At 27.9% G+C, this 24,693-nt stretch carries 15 protein-coding genes; 11 read left to right on the forward strand and 4 right to left on the reverse strand.

What is annotated here, in order from left to right:
- The first annotated feature begins 51 nt into the window (after positions 1–51).
- Positions 52–2,052 carry an oxidoreductase gene (locus tag BN6774_RS06590; protein WP_066891537.1) on the forward strand — a complete coding sequence of 667 codons (2,001 nt, stop codon included), beginning with the start codon at positions 52–54 and terminating at the stop codon, positions 2,050–2,052.
- 38 nt (positions 2,053–2,090) lie between these two features.
- Positions 2,091–3,041, forward strand: coding sequence for a flavodoxin family protein (locus tag BN6774_RS06595; RefSeq protein ID WP_066891540.1), 951 nt, complete (start codon positions 2,091–2,093; stop codon positions 3,039–3,041).
- A gap of 92 nt (positions 3,042–3,133) precedes the next feature.
- On the opposite strand, the gene BN6774_RS06600 is transcribed toward BN6774_RS06595, so the two are convergent.
- A complete protein-coding gene (locus tag BN6774_RS06600) occupies positions 3,134–5,959 on the reverse strand; it encodes an endo-beta-N-acetylglucosaminidase (RefSeq protein ID WP_066891543.1) in 2,826 nt (941 codons plus the stop codon).
- 302 nt (positions 5,960–6,261) lie between these two features.
- Between BN6774_RS06600 and BN6774_RS06605 the strand changes: the two genes are divergently transcribed.
- Both BN6774_RS06605 and BN6774_RS06610 read left to right on the forward strand, forming a co-directional pair.
- A complete protein-coding gene (locus BN6774_RS06605) occupies positions 6,262–7,710 on the forward strand; it encodes an ABC transporter substrate-binding protein (protein WP_066891546.1) in 1,449 nt (482 codons plus the stop codon).
- Between the two features lie 150 nt (positions 7,711–7,860).
- Positions 7,861–8,760 carry an ROK family protein gene (locus BN6774_RS06610; RefSeq protein WP_066891548.1) on the forward strand — a complete coding sequence of 300 codons (900 nt, stop codon included), beginning with the start codon at positions 7,861–7,863 and terminating at the stop codon, positions 8,758–8,760.
- Positions 8,761–8,856: 96 nt separating this feature from the next.
- On the opposite strand, the gene BN6774_RS06615 is transcribed toward BN6774_RS06610, so the two are convergent.
- The gene (locus BN6774_RS06615) at positions 8,857–9,705 is read right to left on the reverse strand and encodes an AraC family transcriptional regulator (protein WP_066891551.1); all 849 of its coding nucleotides are present in this window, start codon (positions 9,703–9,705) and stop codon (positions 8,857–8,859) included.
- 227 nt (positions 9,706–9,932) lie between these two features.
- On the opposite strand from BN6774_RS06615, the gene BN6774_RS06620 reads away from it, so the two are divergent.
- Complete coding sequence (locus tag BN6774_RS06620) at positions 9,933–11,675, forward strand: ABC transporter ATP-binding protein (protein ID WP_066891554.1); 1,743 nt, start codon at positions 9,933–9,935, stop codon at positions 11,673–11,675.
- A 1-nt stretch (position 11,676) separates the two neighbouring features.
- Positions 11,677–13,446 carry an ABC transporter ATP-binding protein gene (locus BN6774_RS06625; RefSeq protein ID WP_066891557.1) on the forward strand — a complete coding sequence of 590 codons (1,770 nt, stop codon included), beginning with the start codon at positions 11,677–11,679 and terminating at the stop codon, positions 13,444–13,446.
- An 80-nt stretch (positions 13,447–13,526) separates the two neighbouring features.
- Here BN6774_RS06625 and BN6774_RS06630 read toward each other — a convergent pair whose 3' ends face one another.
- Both BN6774_RS06630 and BN6774_RS06635 read right to left on the reverse strand, forming a co-directional pair.
- Entirely contained in the window at positions 13,527–14,825 is a 1,299-nt protein-coding gene (locus BN6774_RS06630; protein ID WP_066891559.1) for a glycoside hydrolase family 125 protein, read from the reverse strand.
- 147 nt (positions 14,826–14,972) lie between these two features.
- Positions 14,973–15,662 (reverse strand): DUF624 domain-containing protein, encoded by a 690-nt coding sequence (locus BN6774_RS06635; protein ID WP_066891562.1) that lies wholly within the window; start codon positions 15,660–15,662, stop codon positions 14,973–14,975.
- A gap of 197 nt (positions 15,663–15,859) precedes the next feature.
- Here BN6774_RS06635 and BN6774_RS06640 point away from each other — a divergent pair, with 197 nt between their 5' ends.
- The 5 genes from BN6774_RS06640 (at position 15,860) to BN6774_RS06660 (ending at position 24,615) form a co-directional block, all read left to right on the forward strand.
- On the forward strand, positions 15,860–17,590 hold the full coding sequence (locus tag BN6774_RS06640; protein ID WP_066891563.1) for a sensor histidine kinase: 1,731 nt from the start codon (positions 15,860–15,862) through the stop codon (positions 17,588–17,590).
- A gap of 3 nt (positions 17,591–17,593) precedes the next feature.
- A complete protein-coding gene (locus BN6774_RS06645; protein WP_066891566.1) occupies positions 17,594–19,114 on the forward strand; it encodes a response regulator transcription factor in 1,521 nt (506 codons plus the stop codon).
- A gap of 360 nt (positions 19,115–19,474) precedes the next feature.
- Positions 19,475–20,434, forward strand: a complete 960-nt coding sequence (locus BN6774_RS06650; protein ID WP_066891568.1) for an ABC transporter permease — start codon at positions 19,475–19,477, stop codon at positions 20,432–20,434.
- 18 nt (positions 20,435–20,452) lie between these two features.
- Positions 20,453–21,421 carry a carbohydrate ABC transporter permease gene (locus BN6774_RS06655; RefSeq protein ID WP_066891571.1) on the forward strand — a complete coding sequence of 323 codons (969 nt, stop codon included), beginning with the start codon at positions 20,453–20,455 and terminating at the stop codon, positions 21,419–21,421.
- Positions 21,422–21,483: 62 nt separating this feature from the next.
- Entirely contained in the window at positions 21,484–24,615 is a 3,132-nt protein-coding gene (locus tag BN6774_RS06660) for an alpha-mannosidase (protein WP_066891574.1), read from the forward strand.
- The last annotated feature ends 78 nt before the right edge of the window (positions 24,616–24,693 follow it).

Here is a 24,693-nt window from a genome sequence, read left to right on the forward strand (position 1 = left end):
TAATAAAATTTGCTAACAATATGTTGAAAAATTAAAAAGGAGGAAGAAATAATGAGTAAATATAAAAATGTATTTTCACCAATTACAATAAAAGGAGTAGAATTTAAAAATAGGATAGAAGTAGCGCCTATGGTGCCATGTATGGCAACACCGGAAGGGTGGGTTACAAAGGAAGTAATTGAATTTTATAGACCTTTTGCTAGAGGAGGAGCAGCAATAGTTACAGTAGGAGATTCAGCAGTAAACTGGCAACATGCAATGGATCATGAAGGACAAATTAATTTAGGTGATGATAATGTTAAAATGGGATTAGATGATTTAGCAGATGAAATACAAAGATATGGAGCATTAATATCTATAGAGTTAAATCATGGAGGACGTTTTGCTAATTCAATGAATTTAGCATCTAAGGGTTTAAAACCAGTTAGCTCTACTCCAAAACCAGCTGAAATTGACGAGTACTTTTCTAAGCTTCAAGGAAAAACACCAGCCGAAGTTGAGGAAATGAGTATTTCATTAATAAATAAGACAATTCAAGATTATGCAGATGCAGCTGGAAGATGTAAAGATAGTGGATTTAAAATGGTTATGATTCATGGAGCTCATGGTATGCTACCATCACAATTTTTATCTCAATATGTAAATAAACGTACTGATAGATATGGTGGAAGTTTCGAAAATAGAGCACGTTTTTGTATTGAATTATTAGATGCTGTACGTAGAAGAGTTGGACAAGATTTTATAATAGAATATAGAATTAGTGCCGATGAATTAGTAGAAGGTGGAATGAAGCTTCAGGAAGTTATTGAATTTGTAAAATTAATAAAAGATAAAATAGATATACTTCATGTTTCAGCGGGAATGCTTCCAAATCCATTTACAATTCAATATATGATTCAGCCATTATATGTACCATATATGTTAAATGTACATTTGGCTGAAGAAATTAAAAAGGCAGTAGGTAACGATTTATATGTAGCAACTGTTGGTTCTGTTATGACTTTAGACAATGCAGAAGAAATACTAGGAAGAGGTTTAGTGGACTTTGTTTCTATGGCAAGACCTTTTGTAGCGGATCCAGAGTTTATGAGAAAAACTGCTCTTGGTAAAGTTGAAGATGTACGTCCATGTGTTCGTTGCAATACTTGTTGTGGACGTTCAGCATTTTTTAAGAAAACTAGATGTGCTGTTAACCCTACTAATGGACGTGAAACAAGGTATCCAGATGGAAAAGTTCAAAAGGCAGATGTTAAGAAAAAGGTTGTAATAGTTGGTGGAGGTCCAGCGGGGATGCAAGCTGCACTTACAGCTATTGAAAGAGGGCATGAGGTTGTACTTTTTGAAAAAGAAAATAGCTTAGGAGGAACTTTGAAACATGCTACAGATCTAGAATTTAAAAAAGATTTAAAGAATTATTTACATTGGATAGTGGCTCAAACATTAAAATCTGGTGCAAGAATAAAGCTAAATCAAGAAGCTACTGAAGAAATTATTAAGAAAGAAAATCCAGATGCATTAATTTTAGCTGTTGGAGCTACACCAATTATACCTAATATACCAGGGATTGATAAAGAATACGTTCATTGGTCAGGGGACGTTGATTGTGGAAGAGTACCTGTGAGAGATAAAGTAGTAGTTGTTGGTGGAGGACTTACAGGAGCTGAATCTGCTGTTGATTTAGCTATGAAAGGTAAGGATGTGACACTTATAGAAATGAAGGGACCAGAAGCATTACTTAATGGTTCATCACTAATTAATAGATTTTCATTACAATCTTTATTAATGAAATATGGAGTTAAGGTTGTAACAAATACTAAATTAGAAGAAATAACTGATAAAGGAATTAAGACAATTAATTCTAGATTCCAATGGGTAGAATATGAAGCAGATACAGTTGTTTTAGCACTAGGAATGAGACCACGTAAAGATGTCATAAATAATCTTAGATGTGCACTTCCAGAAACAGAAGTTTATATAATTGGAGATGGAAAAGAAATAGGAAATGTTTATTCTGCTGTTCATTCTGGTTTTGATACAGCAGCAGAAATATAATAAATGATTTTTAATCTTAGAGTATGGAGGAAGGATTTATGAAGATTTTAGCAGTTACTGCAGGTAGGAAAAATGGCAATGGTGAAATATTAGCTAAAGCAGCCTTAATGAGAGCAGAAGAATTGGGAGCAGAGGTTAAGATGATTAACCTTCATAATTATAATATTACACCTTGTTCTGGTTGTGAATCTTGTACAGTAAAGTTTACACAAAAGGGGGAAGCACCTGAATGTGTTTACAAAGATAAAGATGATATGGACACAATTATGAAAGAATGGTTAGATGCAGATGGAGTAATTGTAGTTGTACCATCATATTCCTTTATGCCTTCAGGTTTATATAGAATTTTTACAGATCGTCATTTAGCATATGAACCTAATTTTCATAAGCAAGTAAATAATCCTGCTTACTTTAAACATAGAGTTGGTGGAATTATTGCAAATGGAGGTTCTACTAGGAGTTGGATGTCAATTACCTTAGAAAGCATAAATATAACATTATTGACACAAGATATTAAGGTAGTTGATCAAGTTATGATAAATCGTGCACCAAGACCTGGACAAGTTGTTCTTAATGAGGAAAATTTAGAAAGAGCAGCTAAGCTTGGAGAAAATATAGTTAATGGAATTAAAAATTATAATGAAGTAGATTTTCTTGGAGATGAGAATCTTGGGTGGTGTCCTATTTGTCATTCTAATGTTTTATCATTAGGAGAGCCACATTGGAATGAAGATGGTTTTATAATAGAATGTCCAATATGTCATTGTGGTGGAGATATAAAAAAAGATGAAAATGGAAAATGGAAATTTATAATAGAGGAAGATGGAAAAAGAAAATCTATGTTAGATGGAAGTGGAGCTAAGGATCATTTCTTTGAAATACAAGATACTATGAGAAAATATTTTACTAATATAGAAGAAATAAATAAAAAGCGTAAAAAATATGTGGATTATAATCCAAAAACAATAGAGGTAAAAAGAATTAAGTAGTATAAGTAAAGTTTATAATTATTGAAAAGGACAGTATTTAGATTTATATAAAACTAAATACTGTCCTTATATTTTTTACCTATAATAAGAAACTATTTATTAATACCATAAACTTCAATTTCATAAAGTCTTACTGCAGAGTCTGAACCTTGAGTTGGTTTTGTTGCAGTTATTCTTACGTATTGAGCTTTAGTAGCTTTAAAAGTATCTATAGTATTACTTTTTGTATTCTTTTTTATAGAAGTAACTTCAGTAAAGTTCTTTCCATCTTCACTAACTTCTATAGTATAATCAGAAGTATTCATATCAGGGCTTTCCTTACCTGCTTCAGCATGTGCTATTCTAACTTCACTTACAGTCATTACTTTACCAAGATCAACTACTATATTGTGAGGAGGAGTACCGACAGCACACCATTTAGTATCTAGTTTTCCATCAAAGGCAAACTTAGGAGCTTCATTTGGATTTACATAACTAGAAGCTTCAGCAGTTTTGTTAAGAGAAAGGTTTTTAAAGTTATCTTTAGCATCATTTGATACTGTTATTAATTCTTCCATTACCTTAACATCTTCACCAGATTTACTTTTAGCTGTTAATGTAACAGTATAGGTACCTTCTTTATCATATTTAACCTTTGGGGACATTTCAGTACTTGATTCAGTAGTTGCACCTTCAAATTTCCATTCAACGGATTCAGTTACTTTAGAACTTAAGTTTTCAAATTGTATTTCTTCTCCTGGAGCAACTAATGTTTTTGAAGCCTTAAAGTTAGCTCTTGGGATACTATTATCAGGCCATTCCATTTTTACTGTGCTAGATTTTCCAACAGTCATGTTTTTATTTATAGCAACAACTTCAAAAGTAGTAGTATTAGATTTTTCATCTCTTGGAAGTGCATTAATAAAATATTTACTATTTGGAGTAGCGCCTAAGAATGTTCTTGTTTTATCATCATTTACTTTATATATTTCATAATGGCTTAAATTTTCTTTATTAGAACCTTCAAAGGAAAGTCTAACTCCTGCATACATATTATCTTCTTCAAATATTGTATTATCCACCGTAACATTTTTAACATCAACAGCTTTTAGTTTTTCTGAACCTGTAATGTGTATATTACCTAAATTTAAACTTAAGTTAGATATAGCATCTTTACTTGAAAGTTTATAGGATATAGTTTTAATAGATTTTCCTGTAAATTTAGAAATATCATATTCTACAGTAGTCCATTCAGTACCAACTTTGGATTTACCCTTAATTTCTTCAGTGCTACCATCATGGAAATTTAATATTAAATCAAGGGATACATCTGAGCTAGATTTTGCTATTGTTGTAAACTTGCTTCCTTTTTCTAATATTAAATCAGCGCTAAATAATTTTATTGTTGATGATTCATTTGCCCCCAAATTACCAGCAAGTTTTATTGAATTACCACCATAGTAAGCATTAGCATAATCTATTGAAGCTTTAATTGTATTTGAACCTGCATTATCTATTATCCATCTATAAGTTGGCATTATATCTGCAAGACTTCTATTATTCCAATCAAGATTAGAAACTTTTTCTCCATTAATAAAGAAATTATAACCATTACCGAAGTTAAAGTTAGTATTAAAAGGTAATGAAGTTATAGAAGTTTTTTCTATAGCATAAGTTGATATTCCTCTAAAATCTGTTCCTGTAACTTCAGTTCCTTTAGATGGGTTGCCAAATTCATTTACCCATAACCTATTTTCTTTAGAATGGAATTCATCTATATTACTTGCAGAGTAATATGTCCAGCTTGGACAGTATAGCCCAAGAGAAGTATAAGGAGATTTATTTTCTCCTTCAAATAAGTCCCAGCGTATAGGAGTAGCTATACCATTTGCTTGAAGATCAATTCCAGCATAAAGATCATAAGGATTTATTCCAATTTCCTTTGCTTTATCGTTAGATGCTTTTAAAAGTTGTTTTTCTGCAAGCTTTTTATTTGTCCACCAGAAGTTTAGGAACATGCTATCAGCAACTTTTTCTTTATCTCCATCAATTAAGAAGTAGTCATTTTTATCTGTTAATGCATTTTGCCAATCCATTTCACCATCTTTTGTTAATGAATCATACCACATTACTTCTAGTTTATTTTCAGACTTTTTCTTGAAGGCTTTAATAAACTCTTGCATAAGCTTAGCATGTTCTTTAGTTATTTTAGAAGATTCTTTCGATATATCATCATTATCATCTTTACTTAATCCAGTTTCTTCATTTATGAACCAACCATCAAATCCTATAGTTTCACAAACCTCTATTAGCTTATCAACCATAGGGAAGTTCCCATCACTATCTTTTTGTAAAAACTCATCTAACCATTGAGGTTTACCACCATGTTGTACCATAGGGAAAAATATAGTTCCAAGAACAGGAACACCATTTTTATGAGCAGAATCTATTACATCAGCACTAGGAGGAACTATTATTCCTTCACCTGATGATCCACCCCAATAAACAAGTTTATCTATATATTGCCAATAGGAAAATGTATTAGCACCAAATTTATTTGAACCTTGAGATGGATTACCGCTTGTACTAGAGTTCATGATTGATAATGCCACAACATTGAAATCTTTGTTTTGAGTTGAGTTAACAGCTTCTAACTTATCCTTTGAAGCCCTAGTGGCAAGTGGAACAACACTTTTATTAAATTCAATGTTTTCATCTGTACTTGGATCCCATTCTAATAATTGATTTGGAAACCAATATGGTGCTGTTGGCATGTTATTCATTTTTAATTCAGCTGCATCACCAGCTTCAGCAGTAATAGAGTATTTAATTTTAGAATCTCTACTAAAAGAAGAAGAGTCTGAGCATGAAATTAATCCTGCTGTTAATGAACAAGCAAGAGTTAGAGTAATTATTACTTTTGACTTTTTGGAAATCATTTTTATCCCCCTTGTAATTTTAAATTAAAATCTTTTACTATGTAAACGATTATTACAAGTTTAACATAAGAAATTTTTGAGAATAAGTGTATTAATTTTATAAAAAGTGGAAAAATTTTATATAAAAAATTTGTACATTAAATTTGAATAATAGAGAAAATTTTATTATAGTATTATAGAATTAATAAAATAAAACAACCTAGATTTTGTTAATAAAATATAAAATAAGTACACTATAAAATGTTAAAGTTAAATACTATAATCAAGTTGTAAACGTTATTAAACAAGGGGGAATAAAAACCATGATAAAAATAAAAAAGATGCTTGCCTTAGCAACTTGTGCATTAATGGCAACTTCAATCTTTACAGGCTGTGCTAAGTCTTCAGGAGATTCAGGTTCAAAAGGTGGCGCACCAACAACATTAACTTGGTATGCAATCGGCGAGGAACCAAAGGATCTAGATAAAGTTTTAGCTGAAGCTAATAAATATTTAGAAGAAAAAATCAATGCTAATATAGACATGAAGTTTATAGGCTTTGGTGATTACAATCAAAAAATGTCAGTAATAATAAACTCAGGAGAAGACTATGATTTAGCATTTACTTGCTCATGGGCTGGAGATTATTTAGGCAATTCAAGAAAGGGTGCATTCTTAGCTTTAGATGATTATTTAAATTCAGATGCTGGAAAAGAATTAAAGGATACAGTTGATCCAAGATTCTGGGAAGGTGCAACTATAGACGGAAAAATATATGGAGTTCCAAACCAAAAAGAACTTGGTGTAGCGCCAATGTGGGTATTTACTAAAGAATATGTTGATAAATATAATATACCATACCAAGATATCCACAGTTTAGAAGATTTAGAACCATGGTTAAAGGTGATAAAGGAAAATGAACCAGATGTAACTCCTTTATATATAACTAAAGGATTCTCTTACACAGTTTTCTTTGATCAATTAGTTGATCCTGTTGGTGTAGAAATTAATGATGATTCACTAACTATTAAGAATATGTTTGAAACAAATGAAATGAAAAAGAGTTTAGAAACTTTAAGAAGATACTATAAAGCAGGATATATAAATGCCGATGCTGCAACAGCTCAAGACGATAAAGCTGTTAAGCGTTTTGTGTCAAAGGGTGATGGTCAACCATATGCAGATACTCTATGGTCAAAATCATTAAATTATCCAGTAGTATCCTCTCCTATAGATGATACAGTAATAACTAATGGTTCAACAACTGGTTCATTAATAGCTGTATCAAGTAACTCAAAGAATAAAGATAAAGCATTTGAATTCTTATCATTATTAAATACTGATGAATATTTAAGAAACTTAATTAACTATGGTGTTGAAGGAGTTCACTATGAGAAGGTTGATTCTGAACACATAAAGATACTTAACCCAGATCAAAAAAATTATGATGTACCATATTTCTCATTAGGAAACTTATTTATAACTTATAAATTAGAAAATGAACCAGATACTAAATGGGATGATTTCCAAGACTTTAACAATAAAGCAAAGGTATCACCAGCTTTAGGATTTAAATTTGATTCTTCAAGTGTTTCAACTGAAATTGCTGCAATAAATAATGTTCTTGAAGAATTTAAAGCAACAATTTATAGTGGTTCTGTAGATATTGATGAATATTTAGGTAAATTGAATTCTAAATTAAAGGAACAAGGCATAGATAAGGTTATTGCTGAAATGCAAAAACAAGTAGATGCATGGAAAGCAAATAAATAAGAGTGTTTAAATTCACAATTAAAAATCATACATTAAGGGGCTGTTTAAGACAGCCCCTTTCATTAATTATTTATTCTAATATAGATTTTTAATTGTGAAATTTAAGTTGAAGCTTTTTATTTAATTATTATAAATTTAGGAGGGATATAAATGATAGCATGTATAGATATAGGAGGAACTTCAATAAAGGTTGGAGTTTTAGATAATTTAGGGAAAATATATTATAAAGATGAACTTAAGGTTTACCATGAAATAGAATTATTTAAAGATACAATATTTAAGTGGATAGAAGATATAAAGGAAAGATATGATATAGAGGGCATAGCTATAAGCTCTCCTGGAGCTGTAGATTCTAAAGTGGGAATTATAGGTGGAGCTAGTGCTATACCTTGTATTCATGGTCCTAATTGGAAGGAAATATTGTTTAACAAGTTTAACTTGAAGGTAAGTATTGAAAATGATGCTAATTGTGCAGCTTTAGCAGAGGCTTTTAATGGAGCAGGAAAAGATATAAAGGATATTATGTTTGTAGTTTGTGGTACAGGAATAGGTGGAGCTATAATTCACAATGGTGAAATACATCATGGTAAAAATCTTCATGGTGGAGAGTTTGGGTATATGTTAATGGAAGAAGAATCAGGAGAGTTTTATAACTTTAGTGAAGTGGCTTCTACAATGTCTTTTGTTAGAAAGGTAAGAAAATATTACAATGATGATTCCTGGGATGGAAAAAAAGTTTTTGAGGAAGCGAAAAAAGGAAATAAAATATGTGAGGAAGTAATAGATAGATTTTATTTGAATTTAGCAAAGGGAATATTTAATCTTCAATATATATATGATCCAGATATAATCCTTTTAGGTGGTGCAATTTCAGAGAGAGAAGACTTTGTTAGTGAAATTAACAACAGGTTGGATTACTTATTAGGTAAAATAAAAATTGCTAAGGTAAAACCTAATATAGCAACATGTACACATAAAAAAGATGCAAATTTAATTGGAGCTTTAGCAAACTTTTTAGGAGAACATGGTAGTTCATCAATAGAAAATTAAATTATTAATAATATAATAATAAATTCAAAAATATGTTAGTATATGGAAAAATACTAACATATTTTTTATCTTTATAGATAATTGTTTAATCATTACTTAAGATCTTACTTTATTTGGAGATATTCCATAGTACTTTTTATATAGTTTACTGAAATAATAGGGATCATTGTATCCTACCATCTTAGCAATAGTTTTTATAGAAAGTTCGCTATCTTTTAATAAGTCCTTTGCTTTAGTAAGTCTAATTTGTATTAAATAATTTATAGGTGAGTCTCCCATAATTTCTTTAAATATCTTAGAAATATACACAGGGCTTAAGTACATATTTTTTGATAAGGTGTACAAGGAAATATCTTGAGTATAGTTTTCATTTAGATATTTTGTTATGGTTTCAACAATAGCTTTTTTTTCACGAGATTTAAAGGAAAATTCTTGTGAGTTTAAGTTTGGAATTTCTTCATTTATTTCTCTATGAAGAAGAACAAGAACCTTCATAACAAGTGATTTAAGCATAAAGGGAGAAGTTTGTTTATGATTTTTTTGTTCTTCAACTATTTCTTCACAGGTTTTTAAAATTTCATCTTTGTAAGTATTAAGAGTTAATACATTTTTATCTCCTATATCTATAAAATCTTTTTTATAATTATTAAATATATTAACATTAGTCAAACCAAGATGAAGTTCTCTGCAATTTGTATTTGAATTAAATAATTCTTTATGATAAATTCCAGGATTAGAAATTAAAACTTGTCCTTTTTTTAATGTATATTCATCACCTTCAATTAAGTAATCAACAGAACCTGAAGTTACAAAAGATAGTTCAATGAAATCATCATGGCAGTGATAAGTAGTTTCAGGTACTGGTATTTCAGGAGAACAGTAACCATCTATTACAAAAAGAATTTGGGGATTATAGCTATCTATATTGGCGTATATATTACTCATATCCTAAATCTCCTTAAAAGTTTTATAATTCACTCATTTTAAATTTAAAATGTACTACATAAGGCAATTGTGACTTATAACGTATACATCATAATAAGTGAAGTTAAATAGTACATTTTTCATTAGTATAATAATATACATTTAAAGTTTAATATAATACATTTTTATTTTCAATAACTTCTTTATAATCTAAGTTAGAAATAAATAATATAAGGAGAAGTTAATTTATGGACAGCTTAAAATGGATATTTAGTTATTTAAAGAAGTATAAGTACAAATACATCTTTGCATTATTATTAGTATTATTTACATCAGCGATTAATATGATTAATCCATTTATATCAGGAAAAATAGTAGATAAGGTTTTAGGAAAAAATGAAACTAATTTATTACTTCCTCTTTTATCCATTATGATTTTTATTGTTGTATTTAAAGGAATTATAGCATATATTTTTCAAATGATATTAGAAAAAATATCTCAGGATGTATTATTTAAAATCAGAACGGATTTATATGATAAGTTAATGGAGCTTGATGTTAACTTTTATAGTAAAGTCAGAACTGGAGATTTAATGGCTAGAATGACAGGGGATACAGATGCCATAAGACATTTTATTGCCTGGGTTGTATATAATATTATTTCATGTATTACAACATTTTTATTTGCCATTATATCAATGATGTATGTTAATTCTACTTTAACTATATTTATGTTACTTGTATCTCCTATGATTGGATTTTTAACATTTAAAATGAGTAATGAAATTTCACCTACTTTTCATAATATTAGAGAAGCTTATTCAAGGTTAAATTCATTAGTTCAAGAAAATATAAGTGGTAATAGAGTAGTTAGGGCCTTTAGTAGAGAAAATTTTGAAGTAGATAAGTTTAATAAGGAAAATAAAAATTATAGAGATAGAAACTTAGATACAATAAGAGTTACAAGAAAGTATATTCCTAAGTTAGAGTTCTTATCAAATAGTTTAACTATAGTTATGGTTTTAGTTGGAGGAATATTAGTAATTATAAATAAAATAACCTTTGGAGAACTTGTTATTTTTAATAGTTTACTTTGGGCTTTAAATAATCCTATGAGGATGTGTGGATATTTAATTAATGATACTCAAAGGTTTATAGCATCTTCAGAGAAGATAATAGAGCTTTTAAACACAGAAAGTAATATAAAAAATAATGTGGATACAGTTAAGGTTAAAAAGTTTAAAGGAAATATTGAATTTAAAAATGTGAGTTTAGATTTAGATGGAAGAAGAGTTATAAACAATGTTTCATTTACTGTAAGGGCTGGAGAAACTATAGGATTAGTTGGTCATACGGGTTCTGGAAAATCATTAATAATAAATTTATTATCAAGATTTTACGATGCAACAGAAGGTGAAATTTATATTGATGGAGTAAATATAAAGGAAATTGAATTAGATGTATTAAGAAGAAATATAGCAACTGCTATGCAAGACATATTCTTATTTTCAGATACAATTAAGGATAATATAGCTTATGGAAATCCAAAAGCAAATATTAATGAAATAAAAGAAATAGCTAAAAAAGCACAGGCTCATGGATTTATAAAAAGGCTTGAAGATGGGTATGAAACTATTGTAGGGGAAAGAGGTGTAGGCCTTTCAGGAGGACAAAAACAAAGAGTTTCGTTAGCAAGAGCTATGATGAAAGATTCATCAATATTTGTTTTGGATGATGTAACTTCGGCTGTAGATATGGAAACAGAGAAAAAAATACAATATGAACTTAAGAATATGGAAGAAAAGAAAACAACTTTTATAATAGCTCACAGAATTTCATCTTTAAAGCAAGCTGATTTAATTTTAGTATTAGACAATGGAAAAATAGTTGAAAGAGGAAATCACAAAGACCTTATTAAAAAAGGTGGTTACTATTCTAGTATTTTTTATACTCAATATGGAAATTTAGATTTAAGAGCGGAGGGAGTATAAAATGGCAAGAAATAAATATAACGTAGATGAAGAATTGGAAGCTGGATTTAATTTAGGATACTTAAAAAGATTATTAAAATATATGGAGCCATATAAGGCAAAAGTATTTATTTCAGTATTTTTAATGTTGTTATCTAGTGCAATATCTCTTATTGGGCCAGTTATTGTAAAAACAGCTTTAGATAATTATATACCTAATAAAAATATTAAAGGGTTAGTCTTGATTTCTATAGTATATGTATTAATTTTTATAACTATTGCAAAGATTATGAAGCATAGAATGTACACTATGGGTGAGGTTGGGCAAAATATATTAGTAGATATGAGACATGATTTATTTAAAAAGCTTCAATATGTACCTTTTAACTATTATGATTCAAGGCCACATGGAAAAATTTTAGTTAGAGTTGTTAATTATATAAACTCACTAAGTGATATTTTATCAAATGGTTTTGTAAATTTAATTGCAGACATGGTTACCCTTATTATGACTATAGTTTTCATGTCATTTTTAAGCATAAAGCTTACACTTATAACTTTAATAGGTATTCCATTATTGCTTTTAGTAATGTTATCAATTAAAAATGCTCAAAGAAGAGCACATCAAAAGTTAAGCTCAAAACAGTCTAATTTAAATGCTTATATTCATGAAAGTATAAATGGTATAAAAGTAACCCAATCTTTTTCAAGAAAGAAAGAGAATATGGAGGTATTCAACGAACTTTCTATGGAGTGTAGTGATTCATGGATGAATGCAGTTAAACTGAACTTTTTAATCTGGCCGAGTATTGAAACTATATCGGTATTTTCTATTTCACTTATATATATTTTTGGAATATTAATATTTAAAGATACAGTTTCTTTAGGACTTTTAACAGCTTTCATAGCATATGTATGGATATTCTGGGCTCCAATAACTAATATAGGTAACTTTTATAACACATTAATAAATGCTATGGCTTACTTAGAGAGAATCTTTGAAGCTATGGACGAAGAACCAGAGTATGATAAGGAAGATGCAATAGAATTAGGTGATATTAAAGGAAATGTAACTTTTAAAGATGTATGTTTCGAATATGAAAAAGACATTCTAATATTAGAAAACATCAATATGAATATAAAGGAAGGAGAAAAAATAGCTTTAGTAGGACCAACTGGAGCAGGGAAAACTACTATAGTAAACTTACTTTCTAGATTTTATAATATAAAATCAGGAGAAATTTTAATTGATGGTGTAAATATAAATGACGTAACTTTAAAATCTTTAAGAAAAGAAATAGGAGTTATGTTACAAGATCCCTTTGTTTTTTCTGGAACAATAATGGATAATATACGATATGGAAAGTTAGATGCAAGTGATGAAGAAGTTATTGAGGCAGCTAAAATAGTTAAAGCAGATGATTTTATAAGAGAATTTAAAGATGGATACAACACATACTTAAATGAACAAGGAAATGGACTTTCTGTAGGACAAAAGCAACTTATATCCTTTGCAAGAGTTTTATTATCAAATCCAAAGATTTTAATTTTAGATGAAGCAACTTCAAGTATAGATACAGAAACAGAAGCATTACTTCAAGAAGGAATAGAGGAATTATTAAAAGGAAGAACCTCCTTTGTTATAGCTCATAGACTTTCTACCATAGTTAATTCAGATAAGATAATGTTTATAGGAAATAAAAATATATTAGAAGAGGGCACTCATGAAGAATTGATTAAAGAGAAGGGACTTTATTATAACTTATATAAATCTCAATATATTGAAATTTAATAGATAAATGATAACTTTAAAAATAGTTAAGAATAATTAAATTAAGAAAAGGAGCTGCTTTATAACACAGCTCCTTAATATTATTTTTTAAGAATTTTTTTATATATAAAATCAGCAAATAGAGAATTGGACCATGCAAACCAGTCTCTTGTGAACTTTTTCGAATCATCACAATGGAAACCTTCATGCATGTAATTTGTATTACCATCGCATTTTATCAAAGTTTCAATTAGAGATTTAATTTCTTCCTCATTATTAGAAGTCAAACCTTGCATTGAAAGAGCTATATGCCAGATATATTGATCTGGAGTATGAGGACTTCCAATACCAGAAGCTACTTTACCTTCATAGTAATAAGGATTATTTTTACTCAAAATGAACTTTCTAGTGTTTTGATAAATTTCATCATCAATTGGTTTATATTCAATATAAGGAATAGATAAAAGACTAGGAACATTAGCATCATCCATAAAATTATAATTTCCAAGTCCATCTGTTTCATAAGCATAGATTTTGCCAAAATCTTTATTTTCAATTATGCCGAACTTTTCAATTCCTTTTTCTATTTGAGTTCTTAAATTTTTAGACTTTAAAACTAGTTCTGAATCTTTATAAATAACTTCTGCAATTTCTTCAACATACTTTAATACTACTGATGCAAACATATTTGAAGGTATTAAGTACCCATATTTACAAGCATCATCACTAGGTCTAAAACCTGACCATGTCATACCAGTATATGAAACTGGATTTCCAAGTCCGTTATTGCATAAGGTATCACTTGGAGCACAGTTTAATCTTTGAAAGGAATAATCTGATTTTTCAAAGTGATATTGTTCTGTTTGCCATAAGTCTATTATTGTATTAAAAACAGTTTTTATATCTTCGTTAAAGAAACTTGAATCATTAGATTTTTTCCAATATTTATATATTAATCTTATAGGAAAGCAAAGTGAATCAATTTCATATTTTCTTTCCCAAACCCAAGGGCTATCTTTAGTTATATCATTGTCCCACTTTTTGCCGTTAGCTTCTTTATTAAAGGCATTAGCATATGGATCAATCATAATACATTTCATTTGTCTATTAATAAGTCCAACAAATAAATCCTTTAATACAGGATATTCATTTATAAAAGGTAAGTAATGTTCTACTTGAGATGTTGAATCTCTAAGCCACATTGCAGGTATATCTCCTGTTATTACAAAGGTATCTTTTTCTTCTTCATTATAAATAACTGTAGTATCAATTGTATCTATAAAGCAATTATAAAATAATTTTCTAAGCTTCTCATCTTCAATTGATTTTGATAAATTCAAACCAATGTTTTTTATTACATCATTAAAAAGGACTAGTTTTTCGTTAGTGTTGTTTTCCATTAAGTTTCCTCCTAAAAATAAAAATATACAAGAAGTTTACATCTACATTGTAGATGTTTTCAGCAAATAATAAAGTATATAAAGGTATATTTCTATAAAAAATTCTATCTTTTAAGAGTTTGTACAATATAAAACTTTTAAAATAAGTTAAGCTATATTTTGTTCTTTTGATAAGTCTTCAAGTTCCGTTAATAATGACTTATTAATAAACATCAATGAGAAAGATAATAAACTAGAAATAAAAAGTATTGTTGTTCCAGGTGTTATCTCAAATAATATAAGCATAATCACAAATAATAATAAGTTTGTTATTGATAGTATAGGTCTTGTAAAACATAGAATAAAAGAAGTTCTTAATAAATCAATACTCTTCATTTTAAACTTACTAAGAAGTATAAATATAAATGGAGTAACAGCAATTAAAATAGTAGTTATTCCATAAAATATACAAACTAAAATAAGGTTATATTTAATTGTTGAAAAAAATCGAATATTAAAATAAAGTGTCAAAAATATAATAACTTCAAAGAACCAAATAATAAATCCTTGCTTAAAATTTAGTTTAAATCCATTTGTAAAATCTTTTATAATATTTAAGTCTTTATTTACTATTATTTTATTCATACAATAAAGAAGGATAGTAAGGCTTGGCATTGTTGGAAGTAAACAAATTAAAAATAAAGGAAAATAGTTAAATAAATTACTGATACCAATAAATAAAATGAAAAGTAATATAGGAATATTGAAGAGCATAAAGATTAAATTTAATAGAAAAAACCAAAATACATAGTTAAATGCATCGAAGATCTTTTCAAAGTTAAAAAAATTATTAAACATAAAAAACCCTCCGTAAATGTTTACTTGTATAAGTAAGTATAATTTATTAAATTAATAAATTCAATTTTTAATGTATAAATTGCATTAATATATAGAAAAAGTTCACTAAAAATATAAATTAGCACTTATGAAAAGCTTTTACTATGGAATTTAATATGATTAAATATACTTATAGAAGTTTTGAAAGGATAAATACAATGGAGATAAAAAAATCAACAATATACAAAAGATTATTTGCAACATATATGTTAGTTACTATTTTTTTAATAGGAACACTAGATTTTTATTTTATTAATAGATTCTTCAAAAATAATGTAGAAAGAAATACCTACATTAATGAAAAGGTTGTATATGATGTTAATGATGAGATAAATAAAATAAGTAATTCAAGTAATAGTATAATTGAAAATATGTATAGTGATATTAGTGTACTGGAAGATATATTACTTTTTATGAGTACTGATAGTGTTTCTTATTTAAAGAATAAATTAGATAAATTTTCAGATAGTAGTAGCTATTATTATAATGGAATAGAGAGATTTGTATGGCTATCATTTGGATTAAATGATAGTTTGGAGGAAATATCATTTATTAGTTATGATAGAAATGAAATAAATTCTTTTAATAGAAAAAATCAAATTAAAACTAAAAAAACAGATCCAAAAGATCTTTTGGTTGAGGGAAACTTTAATAATATTTTTACAGATAAAAATACAATAGAATTTGTTAGAGAAATTAGAAACCCTATTAATTTAAAAGGTCAAGGTGTAATAGTACTTAAGTATAATCTAAACCATATAAAAGATGTATTTAAGAAATATGAAAATAAGTATGAAATAATTATATTAAATAATGATGGATACATTGTTCATAGTTCAAACAAAGAATATGAATATGAAAAATATAAATATTATAATGAAATAGTGAATAGTGATAAAGAAGCAAAATTAGATAAAGGATATTATATAAATAAAACAACTAATCCCCTAGGGATAACTTCAGTAGCTAAGATAGCAAAAAGAGAAGTTAATAAAGTTCCAATTGGGTTGATAAACTCTATAGTATTTGTAGATGCTTTAGTATTAATTATATCTTTATCTATAATATATATAAAATTAAAGTTTTTAAGTGATAGGACCGATAAAATATTAGTGGCAATGGAAGAAGTTAAAAATGGTAACTTAGAAGTGGAAATTCCTATTACTTCAGATAATGATGAGATTAATTATATATCTGAGAATTTTAATAAAATGTGTAAGGATTTAAATGAATATATTAAAAAAATATATTTATCCCAAATTGAACAGAAAAAGGCTGAAATGACGGCACTTCAAAATCAGATAAATCCACATTTTTTATATAATACATTAGAATCTATAAGAATGAAGGCTATATGCAATGGTGATAAAGAAGTAGGTAAGATGTTATATACTCTTTCATTCTTGTTTAGAAAGCAAGTAAAGGATAGTAATATAATAACTTTAAAGGATGAATTGAATTATTGTAGTAAATATATCGAAATATTTAAATTTAGATACTATGATAGTTTTAACTTTGAAATAAATTGTCCAAAAGAATTAGAAAACTATAAGATAATAAAATTTACAATACAACCCTTAATTGAAAATTATTTTGTTCATGGAATAAGACTTGAGGATTGTGATAACTTATTAAAAATACAAGTAGCGAAGGAAGAAAATGATATTTTTATAAAAATAATTGATAATGGTAAAGGTATTACAAAAACAGCTTTAGAAATTATAAACTATAAATTACTTCAAAGAGAACAATTAGGAAGTTCAATTGGTATATCTAATGTTAATGAAAGATTAATAAATGAATACGGTGAAGGTTATGGTGTAAGATTAGAAGCAAATGAAGATAGAGGTATTACTTTGATTGTAAAGATATCATGTAAAGAGGTGTAGAGAATGTATAATGTAATGTTAGTTGATGATGAAAAATTAATAATACAAGGTTTAATGAACATAATTGAATGGGAGGATATTAGGTTAAAGGTAGTAGAAACTGCTCAAAATGGATATGATGCCTTAGAAAAATTTAAGTCCAAGCCTGTAGATATTATAGTAACTGATATTAGTATGCCAAGACTAACAGGACTAGAATTGATTAGAGAAGTTAGAAAAATAAATTCAAAAACTAAATTTATAATTTTAACTGGATATGATGAATTTACCTATGCAAAGGAAGCTATAAAATATGGAGTAGAAAGTTACATTTTAAAGCCTATAAATGAAGAAGAACTTCAAGAAACTCTTATTAATATAGTTAAAGATTTAGATGATAAAAAGCAAGAAAAAAATAAAATATTAGATAAAAATACAAAACTAATAGAGTATATAGAGAATAAATTAAATGAAAATTATATTTATGATATAAAAGACTCAATATCTATTGATATAGAAAATAAAGCCTATACTATAGCTAATATAATTATAGCTAAAAAAGATAAGGAAAGTCCTTATATAAATATAAGCGAAATAATAGAAAAATACACAGAGGATAATTATGAAGTTTTACATAAATATAATGACCAGGCTATTTTAATAAACTCTTGGGACAAAGATATAAGTAGAAACAAAGTAATTGAATACTATGAAGATATTAAGGACAAGCTTTCTAAGGAGTCTAATGAATCCATATTCATATCAATTGGTGACTTGGTCTTAGATATAAAAGAATTGAGTAAAAGCTATAATACTGCAAATAATTTGAAAAAGTATATCTTAACAGAGGGTACTAATCAATGTATATATAAAGAAAAAATTAAAGAAGTGAAAGAAGATAATAGAAATTTTAAAGAGGAAATAGATTATATTAATAAGTTAATTATTGAAAAAAATATTAAAGATTTAGAAAAGTTTATAGTTGATATATTAGATGATAAAAAATTAACTCCTAAAAATATATATGATTTTTCAATAAAGGTAATAATATTAATTGATAATATATCAAATGAATTAAAGCTTGATCAAAAATATGGAAAAGATAGTTTAAGTAACACTATAATTCAGTTATGTAATGAAAGCACTAGAGAAAGTGTACAGTCATTTATAATAAGAGAGTTGGAAGAACTTATAGAATCTATGTATATGAACACTGTTAAGTACAGCCCTATAGTTCAGCAAATAGTTAATGTAATAAATGATAGATATTATGAGGAGCTTAGTTTGAAAACTTTAGCAAATCAATATAATATTAATAGTTCTTATTTAGGTCAAATTTTTTCTAAAGAAACAGACAATTCTTTTTCAGAGTATTTAAATAAAACAAGAAATATGAAAGCTAAGGAATTAATACTAAATACCAACATGAGGATAAATGATATATCAAAAGAAGTTGGATATGCGGATACAAGTTATTTTTATAGAAAATTTAAAAAGTATTATGGAGTTTCTCCATCTACTTTAAGAGAAATGAAAAACTACTAAATAAAGATATGAGGAATTTATAAAAAGATTATTCTTTGGATAACTTTTTATAAATTCTTTTTTTCGGCTTTGAAGTATTAAAATATCTTGAAGAGTGACTTGTAGCTTGCCATAAACATAGAACAGAGAAAAAATTTATAATTCCGAGGAATGAGGAATTATTACCTTCGGTGTGTAAAGAGATAAATATTGTATGACGGCGACTTGGAGTTTACGACGGAGCAAGGAATATAATATTTATCTCTTTTATTTCTTTAATTTATTCACTAAATCTAAATTATTTCAACTTTAAAGGTAAATAGTATCTGTGATATATTTTAAGTAGCTCAAGAAACGTTTACAAAGGGAGGAGTTAAAGCAATGTCTAAAGTTAAAAAATTAGATAAAAAGAACAATAAATCATGGCTTAAAAAATTAAAAGATAATAGGGAATTCTTATTTTTGACGTTACCGGGAACCATATGGTTTTTAATATTTGCTTATTTACCTATGGTAGGGATTATAATTGCTTTTAAGAATTGGAAAATAAGTGGAGGCTTTATAGAAAGCTTAATAAAAAGTGAATGGGTAGGATTGGATAATTTCAAGTTCTTATTTAATAGTAGTGATGCTTGGCTTATTACAAGAAATACAGTTTTATATAATCTTGTATTTATAATATTAGGAATAGTTCTTCCGGTTACATTAGCTATATTGCTAAAGGAATTACTAAACAAGAGACTATCAAAATTTTATCAAAGTTCAATGTTTCTACCTTATTTCTTATCTTGGGTTGTTGTAAGCTATTGCTTATTTGCATTTTTAAGTCCAGAAAAAGGATATATAAATGGAATTATTACATCTTTAGGTGGAGAAAAGATATCTTGGTATACGGAATCTAAATACTGGATTTTCATACTAATCTTTATGAGTCAATGGAAAGGCATTGGATATGGAACAGTTATTTACTTAGCATCTATTTGCGGAATAGACAAGTCTTATTATGAGGCAGCAATGATAGATGGAGCAAGTAAATGGCAACAAATAAAGTATATAACTCTTCCATCATTAAAACCAGTTTTAATAATAATGTTTATAACTGCTATTGGAGGAATGTTTAGAGCAGACTTCGGATTATTCTATCAACTTCCAAAGAACTCAGGAGCATTATATTCAGTAACTAACGTTATAGATACTTATGTTTATAGAGGATTAACAAACTTAGGTAACATTGGAATGAGTTCAGCAGCAGCTCTATATCAATCCTTTGTAGGACTTGTTTTAATCTTGGTTACTAATGGAATTGTTAGAAAAGTAGATAATGAAAATGCATTCTTCTAAAATAAAGGTGGTGTAAAAATGATAGAAAAAATAAAGCATAGATTCGGAATTAAAAAGGAAAAGAATCTAAATGAAGAAACAGAACATGTAACTAAATTTAACTCAATATCAAAATCAACTAATGTACTTTTAAATATATTATTTGCTACTTTAGCAGCACTTTGTATATTACCATTTTTATTCGTTTTAATTATTTCGTTAACTAGTGAACAAGCTTTGCAGGCTAATGGATATAAATTTTGGCCAGATGAGTGGAGCTTAGAAGCTTATAGATATATATTTGAGTCTGGTAGTAATATACTTAGATCTTATGGAATAACTATATTCGTAACAGTAACAGGAACACTTTTAGGATTAACAATAATGACAACTTATGCTTATGCATTATCAAGAAAAAACTTTGCCTTTAGAGGTTTCTTTACAAAATTAATATTTATTCCAATGTTATTTTCAGGTGGTATGGTTGCATCATATTTAGTAGTAACAAGGTTCTTAGGGCTTAAAAATAATTTATTAGCACTTATACTTCCAATTTGCGTAAGTTCTTTTAATATTATAATACTAAGAACATTCTTTAAGACTACTGTACCCGATGCCATTATAGAATCAGCAAAAATAGATGGTGCTTCAGAGTTTCTACTATTTGTAAAAATAGTTTTACCAATATCACTTCCAGCAATAGCTACTATAGCATTATTTTTAACCCTAGGATTTTGGAATGACTGGTTTAATGCAATGCTTTATATAGATAAAAATAATTTAATACCATTACAATACCTTCTAATTAAACTGGAAACTTCTATAGAGTTCTTAGTTAATAATTCTGCAATATTAGGAACTACAGCAGTTCAAGAAGCTGCTAAAATGCCGAAGGAAACAGTGAAAATGGCTATAGTAGTTATAAGTACACTACCAATTGTATGTGCATATCCATTCTTCCAAAGATACTTTGTAAGTGGATTAACAGTTGGAGCTGTAAAAGAATAGTAAATAATAATAAAAATAATAAAAAATAATAATATAAAATAATGATCATAGGAGAGTAGAATATGTTTTATTTATTAGAAAGAATTGACAAGACTTGCAACGAAATTGCGAAAAATGTATATAGAAATCAAGTGAATCTTGAAAACTATATGTATATAGATGGTAACTATCATAATATAGATTTAATTAAGGATGCTCCAAAGGATGGTTGGAGAGAATTTAAAACTGGAGATTTATGGGGAGGAAGAGATAAGCATGGATGGTTTAAGTGCTCTGTAGAAGTTCCAGAAGAATTTGCAGGGAAAACTATAGCCCTTAACTTCCATACTTTCGAAGAAGGTTGGGATGCTACTAATCCTCAATTTATTCTATATGTAAATGGAGAGCATATACAAGGAGTAGATATTAATCATAGAGAAGTTATCTTAACTCATGATGCTGTTCCAGGAACAAAATATGAAATAGATTTACATGCTTATGCTGGAATGTTAGCTGATAAAAAAGCTACTTTACATGGTAAATTAGTAGAAATAGATATGGATTCAAGAGAACTATACTGGAATTTAAAAGTTCCTGTAGATGTTTGTAAGGAATTAGACAAAGAAGATAAAAACAGAGTAGATATGATAACTGTTTTAAATGATGCTATAAACTTAATTGATTTAAGAAGACCAAAATCAAAAGAATATGATGAAAGTGTTAAGAAGGCAAATGAATTCTTAAATGATAAATTCTATGGGGAATTATGTGGACACGAAGATGTAATTGCAACTTGCGTAGGACATACACATATAGATGTAGCTTGGATGTGGACTGTAGCTCAAACTAGAGAAAAAGTTGCAAGAAGCTTCTCAACAGTATTAAAACTAATGGAAGAATATCCTGAATATATATTTATGTCTTCTCAGCCTCAATTATATAAGATGTTAAAAGAAGATCATCCAAAGGTATATGAGAAAGTAAAGGAAAAAGTAAAAGAAGGTGTATGGGAACCAGAAGGTGCAATGTGGCTTGAAGCAGATTGTAATGTTACATCTGGAGAATCACTAGTAAGACAAATACTTCATGGAAAGAGATTCTTTAAGGAAGAATTTAATGTAGATAACAAGATACTATGGTTACCAGACGTATTTGGTTATTCAGCAGCACTACCTCAAATTCTTAAAAAGTCTGATGTTGATTATTTTATGACAACTAAGATAGCTTGGAACCAATTTAATAAAATACCAAATGATACATTTATGTGGAGAGGTATAGACGGAAGTGAAGTGTTAACACACTTTATAACAACTACAGGACCTGGACAAGATAGAGACTCACACTTTACAACATATAACGGACACGTTCAACCAGATGCTGTAATGGGTGCTTGGAGAAGATACCAAAACAAGAATTTAAATAATGATGTTTTAATTTCCTTTGGATGGGGAGATGGTGGCGGCGGAGCTACTTTAGAAATGCTTGAAAATGCAAGAAGATTATCAAAGGGAATTCCAGGAGCTCCAAGAGTTAAAATGGGTACGTCTTTAGATTACTTCAAGAGATTAGAAGAAAAAGTTTCAGGTAATAAGAAGTTACCAAAGTGGGTTGGAGAATTATATCTTGAATACCATAGAGGAACTTATACATCAATGGCAAGAAATAAGAGAGATAACAGAAAATGTGAAAACCTATATACTGCAGCTGAAAAAGTTAATTCATTATCTATGTTACTTGGAAATAACTATCCTCAAGAAAGTATAAATAATTCATGGGAAACAATTTTATTAAATCAATTCCATGACATTATACCAGGATCATCAATTAAAGAAGTTTATGATGTTACAGAGGTAGAATATAAGGAATTATTAGAAAATGTTAATGGGTTAATAGATAGTGGTATGGATAACATCAATAACAATATTAATTTATCTAAGAGAAGTGTTGTAGTAAATAATACTTTAGGTTTTGATAGAGATGATATTGTAACATTTGAAGTTCCAAGTGATATAACAAATCCAGCTATATTAGATGAAAATGGTGAAGAAGTAGTATGTCAAAGAATAGAAGAAAATAAAGCAATATTCTTTGCAAAAGGAATACCTGCTAATGGATATAAATCATTTGAAATAGTTGAAGCTACTAAAACATCAAAGGACGTTGTAGATGTAACTAACTCTCATGCAGAAAATAAATTCTTTAAAGTAATATTTGATGAAAAAGGACAAATTACTTCCTTTATAAATAAAGAAGCTAATAGAGAAATATTAAAAGCTGGAACAGTAGCTAATGAAATTCAAGCTTTTGAAGATAAGCCAATGTGCTTTGATAACTGGGATATAGATATTTATTATAAGGAAAAAATGTGGAAAATAGATGATGTTCAAAACATTGAAGTTATAGAAAGAGGACCAGTAAGAAGTACATTAAAGATAGAAAGAAAGTTCCTTGAATCAACAATAGTTCAAAAGATATATGTTTATAATGATATTCCAAGAATAGATTTCAATACTTATGCTGATTGGAAAGAAAGAGATGTGTTAGTGAAAGCAGCATTCCCAGTAGAAATAAATGCTAAGGAAGCAACTTATGAAATACAATATGGAAATGTAACTAGACCAACTCATAATAATACATCTTGGGATGTAGCAGCATTTGAAGTTTGTGGACATAAATGGGCAGATTTATCTGAAGGGGATTTTGGAGTTTCATTATTAAATGATTCTAAGTATGGACATGATATAAAAGATGGTAACATGAGATTAACATTATTAAAATCATCATGTGATCCAAATCCAGATGCGGATAAGGAAGAACACTTCTTCACATATTCAATATACGCACATACAGGAACATGGAAGGAAGCTAAGACTGCAAACCAAGCTTATCAACTAAATGTACCTCTATTTGCTAAGGTTGAAGAAGCGCATTCAGGTAAGTTACCAAGTGAACTAAGCTTAGCTAAAGTAAATAAAGAAAATATAATGATAGAAGTTATAAAGAAAGCAGAAGATACTGATCATTTAATAGTTAGAATGTATGAATTCCACAATAAAAAGACAAATGCTACATTAACATTCTTAAATGATATAGAAAATGCTATAGAATGTAACTTATTAGAAAGAGATTTAGAAAATGTAAATGTAGATGGAAATAGAATTAACTTTACAATAAATCCTTTTGAAATAAAGACATTTAAAGTTAAGTTAAAATAATTACTATAATAAATTATTAGACAATAAAGGTAATACTATATCTAGATTTTTTTACTAAAATTAAGGTATTTTATTACC

Source organism: Clostridium nigeriense (genome assembly GCF_900086595.1).
Lineage (GTDB): Bacteria > Bacillota > Clostridia > Clostridiales > Clostridiaceae > Clostridium > Clostridium nigeriense.